This is a genomic window from Dyadobacter subterraneus, assembly GCF_015221875.1.
GTDB classification, from domain to species: Bacteria; Bacteroidota; Bacteroidia; order Cytophagales; family Spirosomataceae; genus Dyadobacter; species Dyadobacter subterraneus.
Map to the genome: position 1 here is coordinate 3,772,784 of NZ_JACYGY010000001.1, position 13,962 is coordinate 3,786,745.

At 39.4% G+C, this 13,962-nt stretch carries 12 protein-coding genes and 1 tRNA gene; 6 read left to right on the forward strand and 7 right to left on the reverse strand.

Annotation, left to right across the window (positions count from 1 at the left end; genetic code table 11):
- The first annotated feature begins 140 nt into the window (after window positions 1–140).
- A complete protein-coding gene (locus IEE83_RS15635; RefSeq protein ID WP_194121470.1) occupies window positions 141–2,606 on the forward strand; it encodes a TonB-dependent receptor domain-containing protein in 2,466 nt (821 codons plus the stop codon).
- An 81-nt stretch (window positions 2,607–2,687) separates the two neighbouring features.
- Window positions 2,688–3,617, forward strand: coding sequence for a Nif3-like dinuclear metal center hexameric protein (locus IEE83_RS15640; protein WP_228101828.1), 930 nt, complete (start codon window positions 2,688–2,690; stop codon window positions 3,615–3,617).
- A gap of 25 nt (window positions 3,618–3,642) precedes the next feature.
- Here the strand turns inward: IEE83_RS15640 and IEE83_RS15645 are convergent, their stop codons facing one another.
- Window positions 3,643–5,001 carry a Gfo/Idh/MocA family protein gene (locus IEE83_RS15645; RefSeq protein WP_194121471.1) on the reverse strand — a complete coding sequence of 453 codons (1,359 nt, stop codon included), beginning with the start codon at window positions 4,999–5,001 and terminating at the stop codon, window positions 3,643–3,645.
- A gap of 42 nt (window positions 5,002–5,043) precedes the next feature.
- Window positions 5,044–5,829, reverse strand: coding sequence for a mechanosensitive ion channel family protein (locus IEE83_RS15650; protein WP_194121472.1), 786 nt, complete (start codon window positions 5,827–5,829; stop codon window positions 5,044–5,046).
- 596 nt (window positions 5,830–6,425) lie between these two features.
- Between IEE83_RS15650 and ypfJ the strand changes: the two genes are divergently transcribed.
- The 3 genes from ypfJ to IEE83_RS15665 all read left to right on the forward strand — a co-directional run bounded on the left by ypfJ (window position 6,426) and on the right by IEE83_RS15665 (window position 8,518).
- Window positions 6,426–7,277 carry a KPN_02809 family neutral zinc metallopeptidase gene (gene ypfJ / locus IEE83_RS15655; RefSeq protein ID WP_194121473.1) on the forward strand — a complete coding sequence of 284 codons (852 nt, stop codon included), beginning with the start codon at window positions 6,426–6,428 and terminating at the stop codon, window positions 7,275–7,277.
- Window positions 7,278–7,549: 272 nt separating this feature from the next.
- Window positions 7,550–8,026, forward strand: coding sequence for a YybH family protein (locus IEE83_RS15660; RefSeq protein ID WP_194121474.1), 477 nt, complete (start codon window positions 7,550–7,552; stop codon window positions 8,024–8,026).
- Window positions 8,027–8,038: 12 nt separating this feature from the next.
- Window positions 8,039–8,518, forward strand: a complete 480-nt coding sequence (locus tag IEE83_RS15665) for a DUF6265 family protein (RefSeq protein WP_194121475.1) — start codon at window positions 8,039–8,041, stop codon at window positions 8,516–8,518.
- 31 nt (window positions 8,519–8,549) lie between these two features.
- Here IEE83_RS15665 and IEE83_RS15670 read toward each other — a convergent pair whose 3' ends face one another.
- Both IEE83_RS15670 and IEE83_RS15675 read right to left on the reverse strand, forming a co-directional pair.
- A complete protein-coding gene (locus tag IEE83_RS15670) occupies window positions 8,550–9,791 on the reverse strand; it encodes an RNA polymerase sigma factor (protein ID WP_194121477.1) in 1,242 nt (413 codons plus the stop codon).
- A gap of 36 nt (window positions 9,792–9,827) precedes the next feature.
- On the reverse strand, window positions 9,828–10,181 hold the full coding sequence (locus IEE83_RS15675) for a YciI family protein (protein WP_194121478.1): 354 nt from the start codon (window positions 10,179–10,181) through the stop codon (window positions 9,828–9,830).
- 237 nt (window positions 10,182–10,418) lie between these two features.
- On the opposite strand from IEE83_RS15675, the gene IEE83_RS15680 reads away from it, so the two are divergent.
- Window positions 10,419–10,505: transfer RNA gene (locus IEE83_RS15680), tRNA-Ser, on the forward strand.
- A gap of 503 nt (window positions 10,506–11,008) precedes the next feature.
- Here IEE83_RS15680 and IEE83_RS15685 read toward each other — a convergent pair.
- The 3 genes from IEE83_RS15685 to IEE83_RS15695 all read right to left on the reverse strand — a co-directional run bounded on the left by IEE83_RS15685 (window position 11,009) and on the right by IEE83_RS15695 (window position 13,515).
- Entirely contained in the window at window positions 11,009–11,809 is an 801-nt protein-coding gene (locus IEE83_RS15685) for a nucleotidyltransferase domain-containing protein (protein WP_194121479.1), read from the reverse strand.
- Between the two features lie 72 nt (window positions 11,810–11,881).
- Window positions 11,882–12,469: a TetR/AcrR family transcriptional regulator gene (locus IEE83_RS15690; RefSeq protein WP_194121480.1), complete on the reverse strand. Its 588-nt coding sequence runs from the start codon at window positions 12,467–12,469 to the stop codon at window positions 11,882–11,884.
- A gap of 200 nt (window positions 12,470–12,669) precedes the next feature.
- Window positions 12,670–13,515 (reverse strand): alpha/beta fold hydrolase, encoded by an 846-nt coding sequence (locus IEE83_RS15695; RefSeq protein WP_194121481.1) that lies wholly within the window; start codon window positions 13,513–13,515, stop codon window positions 12,670–12,672.
- Window positions 13,516–13,962: the final 447 nt, after the last annotated feature.

Here is a 13,962-nt window from a genome sequence, read left to right on the forward strand (position 1 = left end):
TCAGTATTTGATCAACTAGTTGCAGGCGGCTGTCAATCCAGTTTCTTCCTCAGTCAGCCTCATGATTCTTTTGTGTCACGATCCGCTGTCGCTTTGTAAAAACAGACGATAGTACACTTTTCACAAAAAAGAATCTCACTATGAAATCATTGGTCTTAAACTTGCTATTTCTGGTATTGGCACAAAATGCATTGGGCCAGGTTACCGGAAAGTTTGTCTCCCAAAAGGAAGAACCTATTCCTTTTGCCACGGTACTGCTCTTAAATCCGGCTGATTCATCCTTAGTAAAAGGTTCTTTGACCAACGAAACCGGTGACTTTGTCATTGAAAATGCCTCGGCGAATAAATATTTATTACGCTTCACCGCTGTCGGATTTCAAACCTGGACTTCCGGTACTTTCGAACTGACGGATGAACAATTAACCAAAAATTTTGGAACATCGGTGATTCAGGAAGATACCAGACAATTGGGGGAAGTTGTCATTAAAGCTGAAAAACCTTTGTTCGAACAAAAAATTGAAGGTATGGTGGTGAATGTTGAAAATAGTATCCTCACAAAAGGAAGTTCTGCGCTAAGTGTTTTGGAACGCGCTCCCGGCGTAGTGATTGACCATAGGAATAGCAGCATTTCTTTGAATGGGAAAGAAGGTGTGATGGTTATGATTAATGGAAAACTGATGCGTATGGCTTTGGCGCAGGTAGTGGCTTTACTGAATAGCACGAATGCCAGTGATATTGAAAAAATAGAATTGCTGACATCTCCGCCGTCAAGATATGATGCTGATGGAAACGCCGGACTGATTAATATTGTAATGAAAAAAAACAAAGACCAGGGCACAAGCGGATCGATCACACTTACAGGTGGTTATGGTTATCGTGAAAAAGCAATGGCTGGTTTTAATCTGAGTAAAAACACGGGGAAAATCAGTACTTACGGCTCCTACTCCTTTTCTCACGACCGGACATACAGTTACATGTACATTACAAGCAACCAAAATATGCCGGTTCTTGGAGGCCGGATTTTTGCGACTGTATACGATACCACCCGCTCTGAGCAAAATAATCATAACGCCACCGCCGGAATTGATTACAGGATAAATCCCAAAATGACTTTGGGTGGAAATATTAGTTATAATGCAAGCAGCTCATCCCCGTTGTCCATTACACGTGCATCTTACAATGTTTTACCGGACTCAATTTTGCTTTATCATGGTCAGGTTTCAGGAAATAACCATTGGAAAACGCTTAACTCTTCTGTTTATATTGAAAAAGAAATAAGAGCAGGTGAGAAAGTGAATTTTGATCTTGATTATCTGCGGTTCAAATACGATAGCCCGACTATTGTCAATAGTTCTTTCCTCAATCCCGACGGAACACGGGCTGGCACTAATGACAGTCTTTTTGCACCTATCCAGCGGGGATTTGCAGAAACTTCAATAAATGTTGGTGTTTTCAAATCAGATTATTCAAAATCTATTACAAAAAAAATCAAGATTGAAACTGGTGTTAAACAAACCTATTCGGATGGGAAAAGTTTGTCGGGAATTAAAAGTCTGGTGGATGGGCAATGGGTGAACCGATCTGAAACTTCCAACCAGATCAACATGAAGGAAAGTATCAGTGCCGGATACGTTTCTGTCAATACCCAGCCTGATCCGACAATAAATCTAAATTTTGGTACCCGGGTTGAATATTCACATACCCATATGGATGATCCGAAAACGGAAGCAAATACGATTGACCGCAGGCTTGGGAAATTTTTTCCAAACATGTCTTTTTCCAAAAAATTCGACGAGGATAATGAATTGCAGTTTTCATACGCTAAAAGAATCAGTCGACCAACTTACACGGATCTGGCATCATATGTGGCATATAGTGATCCCACAGCGGTTTATACAGGTAATCCTTTACTGAAACCAACTATCACTGACAATATAAAACTTGGCTACAACTACCGAAATCTGGCATTTTCAATACTTTACAGCCAAGACAAAAACCCCATTGCACGTTATCAGATCACACAAAGACCCCAAGCAAATTTGCTTTACATATCTCCACAGAATCTGGATTTCCAAAAAAATATTACCTTCCAAGCAAGTCTGCCATTGAAAATAAATGACTGGTGGAGCATGAATTATGGGTTTGTCGGGGCATGGAGAAAATTTAAGATATCGTACACGTTGGTTCCTGTTGAAAAAACATATCTTAGTTATTCCACCAATTTCAGTCAACTCTTTAAGTTGCCAAAAAACTTTTCCATGGAAATTTCCGGTTGGTACAATTCTTCATTTTACAATGGCTCAATCAAAATGCGCGGATTTGGAATGCTGAATGCTGGAATAAAGAAAACGCTGAAAGGCAATGGAGGAAGTTTCCAATTTTCAGTGTCTGATATTTTGAGGACAATGCAGATAAACAACTACTATGGCACCTTGACAACGGAAGCTTTTTCAATCAAAAATCACGTAACATTTAATACCGAATCCCGCGTTTCTCCTATTTTCAAACTAACATATTTCAGAACATTTGGAGGAAATAATAATAAAATCCGACAGGCTTCTTCCCCGGGATCGAAAGACGAAGCGGATCGTTTGAAGAATAATTAAAACAAACAACTTCGGTATATTGGCTGGGCAAATATTTAGATATACCTTGAATGACTTTTAAACCTTTTCCTATAAAGTCATATGAAAAAACCGATTCTGTCGCCCGGCATCTCCGTTTTGGACCGAAGAAAATTTATCATTAATACGATTAAATCCGCTGCCGGCCTGGCTATGATAAATCTCAGTCCGGCCTTTGCAAAAGAAAATAACTGGTCCGTCAAAAAACAATGGACCGTGCAGGAAATAATGGATTTTGTATTAAAAGAAGGCGGACTTACACCTTTGAAAGAGACAGTTGATATGATCAAAATCGGGAAAGCAGATCAGGTTGTTACGGGAATTATTTCCACGATGTTCCCTACTATTGCCATCATTGAGGAGGCTGCAAAACGAAACGCCAATTTTATTATAGCACACGAACCTTCATTTTACAATCACAACGACAAATCTGATTGGGTAAAAAACAACGCCGTACTTAAAAAGAAACAGGACTTGCTGGATAAACATAAGATGGTAATCTGGCGTTTTCATGACTATTGCCATTCCTTGAAACCAGATGCCGTAAGTTATGGTGTTGCGAAAAAAGCCAATTGGTTATCCTATTACAAAACGGGGGATGTAATGTTAAAAATCCCCGCTGTTACGCTACAAAATCTTGTCAGTCATCTGAAAAAATCACTCGGAATTTCCCATGTACGGGTCATTGGAGATATGCAGCAAAGCTGTGAGCGTATCGCACTCCTTCCCGGTGCCTGGGGTGGTCCGATGCAGGTTTCAACAGCCGAAAAAGAAAAGCCGGATGTACTTATTGTTGGAGAATTATCCGAATGGGAAACAGCGGAGTATATCAGGGATGCAAGAAGTTTTGGCCAGAAAATTTCGCTGATTATTCTCGGACATGCTGTGAGTGAAGAGCCTGGAATGGAATGGTTTGCGGAATGGCTGCAACCAAAATTGCCAGACGTGAAAATTACACATCTGGCATCTGGTGACCCTTTTACCTGGCTTTAAATCTTGAAATATTTCCGGAATCTGATCAGTCCAGCTCAGGTTCCGGACCATGAATTCCGGCAGTTGCCGAAGAAGAATTTATTTTGACTGGCTTGCCTTCTTTGGCAGACTGATAAATGGCTTCCATAAGAATATGATCCTGCAAACCTTCTTCACCCGGCGTATAAGGTTTTATGTTTTTGATGATACAATCCGAAAAATGATCCATCTCAATTGCAAACTGATCCGTTTCAGCAATGCCCACATTCTGGTTTAATTCCAGTTTTCCTTCGGCTCTGGCCGTCGTTAAATTCTGGCCTTTATACGCAAACGCCTTATCCAGATTAACCCAACCTTTCTCACAAAGCACCCGGTAATGTCTACTTTCATGCACATTATAATTCGTAGAACAGCTCGCAATTACTCCACTTGGAAAACGCATCTGCCAGGAAACCATTTCTTCAATTTCCGTAAATAACGGGTTTCCGGGCGTCGTATATTTATAGGCGAAAATCTCGGTTGGTTCTTCTCCTAAAACAAATCTTGTCGTATTTAAACAGTACAAACCGATGTCCGGTAATGCGCCTCCACCGGCCAGCTTGATTTTGTGGCGCCAGTGATCCGGATTTGCGCTGCTCTGACAATTGGATGCTTCCAGGAATTTGGGGGCTCCAAATTCTTTATTTTTTATCAATTCCCGCACCTTTCTGTTATGAGGCTGATACTGGATCCTGTATGCAACCATCAGTTTAACGCCAGCCTTCGCACAGGCATCAATCATTTCCCTGCATTCCTGGGAAGTATTAGCCATCGGCTTTTCGCATAATATGTGCTTCCCCGCCTTAGCACCGCGGATGGTATATTCTTTATGCAGTCCGTTAGGCAATACGATATAAATGACGTCAACTTCCTTATTATTTTTTATCTGGTCGTATGTTTCATAACTATAACAGTTCTCAGATTTTATACCATACTGGGTTGCAACCTTTTTCATCTTTTCAGGACTACCGCTTACAAGGGCAGTCAGTTTCGAATTTTTGCAGCTGTTTAAAGCAGGAAGAATTTCTTCCAGTGATAGATGTCCCAGCCCAACTACTGCATAGCCAATTCTCTGATCCGGAGGCATAGGTGTTGGTGTTGGTCCGGATTGCTGATCCACCTCCGATTTCCATTTTTCCAAGACGATCGGTTCTGACTTATCGGCAGGAATTTTAGAAGGCGGCGAGGTAGCTTTTATGGAACTTTGAGCAAATACATCCATTCCTGCTCCTTCTATTACAAGACTTCCCACTGCGCCAATAGCCAGATATTTTCCTGTTTCTGACAAAAATCCTTTTCGGGAAATGGCTGAAAAATCTGAATTTTTACCTGAGAAATAATTTTGTTTCCTTGATTGTTTTTCCATGATTTATGTTGATGAAGATGTAATGGATAAAGCCTATACAAATCACATACCGGGCAATTTCAGACCTGAGGATTTTAAACTTTCCATTATTTTTTCCTGAACCGTCATCTTGGTATCAATAAATCCATGCGCGTTGATCCAGACATTGACCATCACTTTATAACCATCGGATTCGATGGATGAAACACCAATTCTTCTTTCAGGAGATTCGAGGATATTTTGAGCATTATCAAGAACGTTGTTAACAATTTTTTTCACTTCGATAAAATCAATTGCATTACTGAACTTCAATTCAATATCAAGTCTTCTGCTTCCCGAGCCACTGATATTAATAATGACTTCGTTCGACAATTTGCTGTTGGGTACTACCACTTTTCGGTTGTCGAATGTGGTGACGATCGTGTAAAATATTTTGATTGCCGTAACGGTTCCTTCCTGCCCCTGGGCCAGGATATTATCTCCAACCTGAAAAGGTTTTAGAAGCAAGATCAAAACTCCGCTGGCGAAATTTTGCAATGTTCCTGACAAAGCCAGACCCGCTGCAACGCCAATTGCACCGATTAACGCTGCGAAAACGGTCATCTGTATACCGATGATCTGCATACCAGCTATGACCAGTAAAACCCTTAAAACAGTAATCGTTAAACTTAGCAGAAAAGGTGTCAGCGAAGGGTCAATTTCTTTTCTGACCATATGCGCCGACATGTATCTGGATAGCATTTTTATCAGCCAGAAACCGACAACAAGAACCGCAACTCCAAGTAAAAATGATGGCCCTTTGTCCAGAATCCAAAGATAAGCCTTATCATAAAATTCACTTATTTTCATTACCATCATATTAAATAAACCTTTGATTTATGGCTATACGTGAAATTTTCGTTCCAAAATCACAAATGGATGATCAATGTACTTTTGGGACATGTCTGGTCTTCTGGTTTTGTAAAACTAAAAACATGCATAAAACACTGACATTTCGTTAAAGCGTAACTTTAACGAAAATCGCAAAATCACAACAGCCCAAACTTGATTACTATATATAGTTCTGAAATAAAGACATTTAAGAAAATTGATACCTCAGTAAAAAAGAATATTCAAAAGAGGTTGAAGTATTTAATTCATGGTTATTCATTGCTTTAATCATGAATTCTGATTTGTGATCCTAGTTTTTTTTGAAATACAGACTACAAACAAGATTTATGTCAAATAAACCAATGGAGGTACATTCTGGTTAGAATTGAGGATAAATCACCCCTGACTTGCGTATTGATTAGACAGTGTAAAATGAAAAAATTTTGGCAATGATGTTTGAAAATACTTAATTGTAGACCGGTGGCACATTATTTACAAGATATTCTTTGAAAGAATATTTGAAAGAAAATTGTCATTATTCAACAGATTAATCAAAGACTTAAACTATACTATTTATGAAGTGGCAGGATTTACGAAGTAGCGGAAATGTTGACGATCGGCGCGGGATGTCCGGTGGCGGCAAAGTTGCAGTAGGCGGAATTGGTGTAATTATCGTTGTGGTACTTGGACTTTTAACCGGGCAGGATCCGTCAGAAATTTTAAATACCATTCAGAACAACCAAACCTCGGAACAGCAGGTTCAGGAACGGCCGGCTGGTCCGCGGCCTGATGACAGAACAGCTGAAATGGTATCAAAAATCCTGGGAAGTACCGAAGATGTTTGGGGGGAGATCTATAAAGAAAATGGTAGTACATACAAAACACCATCCTTACAGATTTTCGAAAATTCGTCCCAAAGTGCCTGTGGAGGTGCGTCTTCAGCAATGGGTCCATTTTACTGCCCTGCCGATGAAAAAGTATATATCGACCTTTCATTCTGTGATGAACTCAGAGATAAATTCAATGCCCCGGGAGATTTCGCGGTGGCTTATGTGGTGGCCCATGAAGTTGGTCATCATGTCCAGAATCTTATGGGTCTCAGCGATAAACTTCAACAACAGCGTCAGCGTTTAAGCGAAGAAGATTACAACAAGTTATCAGTTAAACTGGAATTGCAGGCAGATTTCCTTGCCGGTGTGTGGGCAAACCATGCGCAAAAGATGGAAAATATTCTGGAACCAGGAGATTTGGAAGCGGCACTTACGGCTGCCAATGCTATTGGTGATGACAAATTACAAAAGGAATCTCAGGGTTATGTGGTCCCGGATGCATTCACTCACGGGACATCAAAACAAAGAATGTACTGGTTCAAAAAAGGTTTTGATACGGGAGATTTGAATCAGGGAAAATTTGATGACATACAGTAATTTACCATTAAAATATTTACAAAAAAGCCTGGATTTAAACGTCCTGGCTTTTTTGTTTCTATAAATTTATCCCGGTCACTTTTGATAACATTTTCCTCTTACTTATTCTTCTGTTTGTGTCTCCCCTGGCATTGTACTCCTTCAAAAGTGTATTTGGTCAATTGCTTTTATACTTTGGTCAAAGCATTTTTCATTCCTCTTTGAGTGACCGTTCTTTGATAAATAATTATTGCAGCTTTTATTTATCACGATCTTAAACTTGAAGAAAGCTTATGAAAACCCTGATGTATTGCCTTGTATTTATTTTGTTGGAAATTAACTGCTCGGCCGGTGACAGGAATGACCTGGAAAAGGATAAAAAGGATTTTATTAAAACGACCGAAATGATTCGTTCAGCGTTTGCCCGAGGTGATGTCGCTATGATAACTTCATTGCATCACCCCAACGTGATCAAGGCTTTTGGCGGAAATAACTACGTCGACGGACGCGACGCCATGGTAAAAGGTTTGATCCAAACATTTAACAGCGTAAAACTGGAATTTACAGAAAACAAGATAGAAAATACATTATTTAATGGTGACACTGCCGTTGAAACCAGTATATTTACAATGAAAGCTACCCCAAAAAATGGCCGCCCAATTTCCTATTCCAGGGGCCGGGCCATGGTGATTTACATTCGGTATAAAGATAGTCCAACAGGTTGGGCATCCATCCGCGAAATGGCTCAGGCCGCGCCGGACGAAAAATAGAAAAACGTTGATATGAAAGCAAAACTACTACTCTTCCTATTGTTGTCTGCCGCTTCCTATGGTCAGGAATTCAAAGCTTCCATCAGCGATTTGGCATTTATGTCCGGAACCTGGACTATGAAACATGAGTGGGGAGATATGGAAGAATTTTGGGGTCCTCCGATGGGTAATTCCCTTATATCCAGCTATCGCTGCGTAAAAGATGGGAAAGTGGTTTTTTATGAATTTGTTGTAATAGAACAAGGCGAAAACGTTCCGGTGATGAAATTACGTCATTTTAACCCTGGAAGTATTGGCTGGGAAGATAAAAATTCGCCACTGGAATACCCGCTATCTTCTCTTTCTAAAAATAAAGCAGTATTTGAAGCAAAAGACAAATCCTTGAGATTGATTTATCAGTTGGTCAATGAAAATCTGGAAGTGGTTTTGGAAGAGAAGAATAAAAATAATGAAATGGAAAAGATGGTTTTTGCTTATAGGCGTAAGAAATAATTAATTCGACCTGAGCGTTCCCGCATTTGTTCTATTTCAAAACATGATCTGATTTTAATATTTTCTGTCGAATTATCTCTTTATCAGTTTCTGATTTAGCCAGTGAAAGGGCTCTTTGCAGGTTCATTTTTGCTTTTTCATGATCAATATCCTCATACAGCGCACCTAACAGTGTGAAGTAAAAATGGTTGTTTTTTAAATTCAGCTTTTCTGCCCCTGCAATCGCCGCCAATTTTCCTTTCACTTTGGAAAGCGCGTAAGTTCTGTTAAGAGCGGCGATTGGAGAATAATCCAGTATTAAAAGCTGATTGTAGAGCTGTAAAATATTCTCCCATTTTTCCTTTGAATCTGCCTTGATTGTGTGCCAATAAGCAATACTGGCCTCTATATGATATTTTGAAATTATTTCTCCCTGTGCGGCCAGATTGAGTAGATACGTACCCCGTGCAATTAGTTCTTGATTCCAAAGCGTTTCGTCCTGATCATCATACAGAATTAATTCCCCCTGGTTGTTTTTTCTTGCTCCAAAACGAGATGCATGAAAGCACATCAAAGCCAGCAGCGCATTAACCGGAGGTTTATTTGTTTTGTCATTTTCATGAAGCAGATATGTCAGACGTATGGCTTCCAGACAAAAGTCATTACGCAATATTTCATTTCGGCTTTCGGAGTAATATCCTTCATTAAAAAGCAAGTACAAAGTTGTCAAAACAGTTTCCAGACGTTTATCAATTTCCTTTTCATCCGGAAAAATGATTGGTATATTTTCTGTACGAAGTCTTTCTTTTGCTCTGAAAAGGCGTTTATTAATCGATGCCTTGTTGGTCAGAAATGCGTCAGCGATTTCCTCAATGCCGAATCCACATAAAACCCTGAGTGATAAACTAATCTGCGACTCAACCGGAATAGAAGGATGACATAGCGTAAACAACATGAGCAGCTGACTATCTGAAATGTTTTTGTCAGACAGATCAATTTCAAATCGTGAAACTGATCTGTCTGTCTGATGCAGCAATTCTTTGGTGACTTTTTCTGAGAAAACAGTATTTCGTATCAGCTGGTTTTTCGCTTTATTCCTGGCAACGGCATACAGCCAGGCTGTTGGATTTTCAGGTACACCTTTATAAGTCCACACCTCTACGGCCAGCAAAAAAACATCGCTGGCAATATCCTCCGCTATTTCAATATGTTCAATACCAAATTGTTTACAAAGTACAGAAGTTATTTTCCTATACTCCGTTCGGAACAAATGGGGTATCAGCTGATTTTCCATATTTACTTTGCTGCTTGAAACTTACAAATCAGGTGTTTAATGAACTCCGTCCCCTTTCGCGATTTTCCTTACTTCCACACTATTTCCTTCACCTTGTAAAACAGGGCAGCCATGTGCAAATTTAACTGCTTCGTCAATGGAATCAGCTTTTACGATAATATAACCACCAATAGTTTCTTTAATATCTCCAAAGGGCCCGTTGATTACGACACCATTTGGTTTTACCACGCGACTGTCATCAAAGGGTAATCCATTGCCACCATTAAATTTGTTCTGAGCTGCAATACCACCAATCCAGTCCATCGTTTGCTTCATCCAGATTTGCATTTGTTCCGGCGAGGCTATTTTTTGTCCATCTTCATGTCTGAAAATTAAAATGTACTCTTCCATTTTATATAATTAAAGTGTTTAAAATAAATTACACTTACATATCAAGTGAAATAACAGAAATAGGACAAGGATAGAAAAATATTTTTTTAACAAAATTTTCCCGATATCAGATAAAGTATTAATTATCAACAAACTGATTGCTGACGTCAGATGAAACAATCAGATTGATAACTTCTGTCAACCATTTCACTTGCATATAACTCGGAAAAAGCTATCTTTGCACCCTGATTAAAAGACAGAGAGGTGTCCGAGTGGTTGAAGGAGCACGCCTGGAAAGTGTGTATGCGGGTAACTGTATCGAGAGTTCGAATCTCTTCCTCTCTACAAAATTATATTAATTATAAAAAAAAGTCCTGTAAATAACTTACAGGACTTTTTTTTACGCCTGGAAAGCGCGTAAGCGGGTAACTGTATCGAGAGTTTGAGTCTCTTCCTCTCTAAATAAAAAAACAAATACCTGCAATTATATTTTCTCTTAAATACTACAATATCTCCAAACTAAATAAATTTTGATTGCTAATCTTTTCATTTAAATATAAAAACTGATCTTTGAATAGTATAATTTCTACTAACCAATTCAACATACAAATTACAATTCACGCTACCTCAATAAAATTCCCAGTGATAGTGCTTTTAAAAGACTTACCTTTCATTAATGTCTGAAAGCAGTTTTGCTACACAAAATTCGGGATCGTCCGGATCATGGACACTTCACAAGAACAAACTTAGCTAACGGGAAGACGATTTACTTTGTAGACGACGATGATGATAGAATGCTGGTCTGTGAAGCACCTGAAAAACTTTGTCGTAAATTCAATTAACCATAATTACTGTTTAAGATTCCCGGATTCTGATATTTCTGATAAATAAGTCATTACTGCTTCCTCGGCTTTTTGATTACGCAAATTTGAAGCCGGCATTACAGATTCTCTTAAAACTGTATAATATTGGACGGCATTCCGAAGCGCAGTCAAACAGGATTGCCGATTGTGCTCAGCCATCGTACTCTTCATAAACTCCAAATCATCATTCGGCAAAAGCATTTCAATTTTTCTCACTCCTTTTGGGAGCTCGTTATTTTTTATCAAAGCCAATGGTCCCAAAACATTTTGCTGAATAAAAGACAGAAAGGTAGTGGCTTCAAAAAATTCTCCGCGTCCAATCTTTGTCGCAGCATAATGTATCCAGACCCAGAACCTATCTTCAATCCATTGAAAGTCAGGAAAAGGAAATTCAGCACCCGATTGTTTGAGCAAATTTGTCAATAAATAGTCCCGCTCCCAGATCACCACCGGATCTTCAACCCTTATTGACATGTCAGGCAAATGAACAAATTTCAGATCAACATGCAGCATGGGATTGTTGTATAAACATATCAGCAACCGCGGTTCTCCAACATGCTCGCCCGTGAAACAGGCCAGCAATTCACCCGCGGATTGTGCCAAAGCTCTTTTTTCCAAAAGTGAAATCGTTTCTGAATTATGTACGATCACCAGATCAATATCTGAAAACCGGTCCATCCTGCCCTCAACCCAAGAGCCGCCAGCCGCAAGCGCGACGAATTCTTCATTGGAAGATAATATTTTTGAAAATAAATCGACAAATTCCTGAAAGTAGACTGGTTTCATACACTTGCATTGCGTGAAGAATTATGAAAATCGTTTCAAACGAAGCTAAATTATTTTTTTGCAATTAATAAATCAAAGAGAATTTTCATCAATTTCTGCCTTCATGATATTCACGAGAATGTTCATTTGGTCGTTATTTCCTGCAACTCTTGAAACCAGAATACCGCCTTCAATCATCGCATAAGTTTTAGTAGCAAAAGTCCTGGCATCCCAGCCTTGCTTAAATTCTCCTGCCTCAATTCCTGACTCCACTGTTTCACGGATAAATTTTTGAACGTCAACAATAATTTTGCAGACCTTATCCCTGATCACCGGACTGGTATCATCTGCCTCCATCCCGAAATTCATCATTGGACACCCGCCCGCCACCGGAGGATTTAATGGATCAGAAAGGAAGTCGAGCATACCAAAAAGTTTAAGTTTGGCCGTTTTCAAGTTGCTCACGGCTGCAAGAGTTCTGTCTATAAACGCATTAAGATTATAATCTACGACACTATATGACAGTTCTTCCTTGTTTTCAAAATGAACATACAAACTGCCTTTCGCGAGTTTGGTGGCTTCCATAATATCACTCATGGCGGTACCGGCCACACCTTTTGTCATAAAAATTGGTGCTGCCTTTTCGATTATAAATTGTTTGGTTCGTTCAGCCTTTGTCATATCTCAAAATTAATACACAAAGATACGTTGACCGAACGGTCATTTCAAAATTATGTCTGGGCATATCGTGGGGAACCTTAAATTATGGATCACGGGAAGCGTTTGATAAACCTTTTTGCCTTCCAATAAATGACCGAAAGGTCATTTATTGGAAGGCAAGTTATACTGCCTGCAAAGTAAACTAAAAGGTAGATTCAGGTTTAATTAAGAAACAGACCTACTTGCGTAAGGAAATTTTCTGTAAACTGAGACTGCGAAGCATGGTTTGAATCCGGATAGATGATCAATTGTGCATCCGGAAGATACTGCTGAAGAATATATGAATTGATGGTCGGAAAAAGAACGTCTCTCTTACCATTAACAACCAGCACAGGAATCTGAATTTCCTTCAAATATTCATAAGAACCTTCCGCAGGCGCTCCCCACTCGGCAATTGCAGCTAGCTGGGCAGGTATAACTTTCTCATTAATATTGACATCACGGCCTTCAACCCTTGCACGAATTCTGTTTAGAAACTTCCAGCCTGCCGCCTGACTGGTTTCCGTAGGTGCAAAGAAAGTCTCTAAAAGCAATTCGTCCGGCTGGGCGTACTCTTTTGAAAACATCGCCCATACTTCAGGTGAAAAAGTGGCAAGACCTTCACCGCCCCGAGGTGCCGAACCTACAAGAATGAGTTTCCGAACTAACCCCGGACGCTCTAGGGTAATCTGCTGCGCCACAAAACTTCCCATAGAAAAACCAAAAATGTCAATTTCTTTGAGACCTAACGCATCAATAAAATGTAGAGCCGTGGCTGCAATACCTTTGATCGTATACGCAACTTCTCCGTCGGTACTGGCAATTCCGGCGTTGTCAAAAATAATAACCTCACGATCCTTTGCAATCCCGTCTGTTACGGCCGGATCCCAGTTATCAAGTGTTCCAGTAAAATGTTGAAAAAATAAAACGGGAACCTGGTTGATTTTTCCAAACCTGCGATACGCGAATGTGATACCACCGCCTGATACAAATTGTGTTGGCGCGGTGTGATGACTGTAATTATCCATTGTTGAAATTTGTTTTTTATAACATCATGACCACTCAGTAATGACAATACAAATATAAATGACCTTTCGGTCATTTATTCAAAAAAAGGTAAAATGTTTTGTTGAATCAGAGAAATAATGACCAAATGGTCATTTATTTAATTAATTAAACTGCGCGATCTTTTGAAGAATGATACCAGATTATTCAACGCGGCAAAGAAACTTTACGCCAGTGGAAATAAACTTCTGTGCACTACAATATATAGTCCGACTAAATCCGGCATATTAAATTGAAGTTTAAGCAACTGGTATTCGAGCAAAACGCCCTTTTCTCCTTTTCAAAGAATCAAAAAACTTCTAAACTGTTACATACAAATTTGGATTCCTGGGCATAATTATCTTTACTTTGTCTATCAGATTAGTAGTTTATTACCACACTTCATCAATTCAATCAGGATGTTTTAAATA

Coding starts and splice junctions, on each gene's coding strand:
- IEE83_RS15635 (WP_194121470.1), top strand. CDS start 141: ATGAAATCATTGGTCTTAAACTTGCTATTTCTGGTATTGGCACAAAAT.
- IEE83_RS15640 (WP_228101828.1), top strand. CDS start 2,688: ATGAAAAAACCGATTCTGTCGCCCGGCATCTCCGTTTTGGACCGAAGA.
- IEE83_RS15645 (WP_194121471.1), bottom strand. CDS start 5,001: ATGGAAAAACAATCAAGGAAACAAAATTATTTCTCAGGTAAAAATTCA.
- IEE83_RS15650 (WP_194121472.1), bottom strand. CDS start 5,829: ATGAAAATAAGTGAATTTTATGATAAGGCTTATCTTTGGATTCTGGAC.
- ypfJ (WP_194121473.1), top strand. CDS start 6,426: ATGAAGTGGCAGGATTTACGAAGTAGCGGAAATGTTGACGATCGGCGC.
- IEE83_RS15660 (WP_194121474.1), top strand. CDS start 7,550: ATGAAAACCCTGATGTATTGCCTTGTATTTATTTTGTTGGAAATTAAC.
- IEE83_RS15665 (WP_194121475.1), top strand. CDS start 8,039: ATGAAAGCAAAACTACTACTCTTCCTATTGTTGTCTGCCGCTTCCTAT.
- IEE83_RS15670 (WP_194121477.1), bottom strand. CDS start 9,791: ATGGAAAATCAGCTGATACCCCATTTGTTCCGAACGGAGTATAGGAAA.
- IEE83_RS15675 (WP_194121478.1), bottom strand. CDS start 10,181: ATGGAAGAGTACATTTTAATTTTCAGACATGAAGATGGACAAAAAATA.
- IEE83_RS15685 (WP_194121479.1), bottom strand. CDS start 11,809: ATGAAACCAGTCTACTTTCAGGAATTTGTCGATTTATTTTCAAAAATA.
- IEE83_RS15690 (WP_194121480.1), bottom strand. CDS start 12,469: ATGACAAAGGCTGAACGAACCAAACAATTTATAATCGAAAAGGCAGCA.
- IEE83_RS15695 (WP_194121481.1), bottom strand. CDS start 13,515: ATGGATAATTACAGTCATCACACCGCGCCAACACAATTTGTATCAGGC.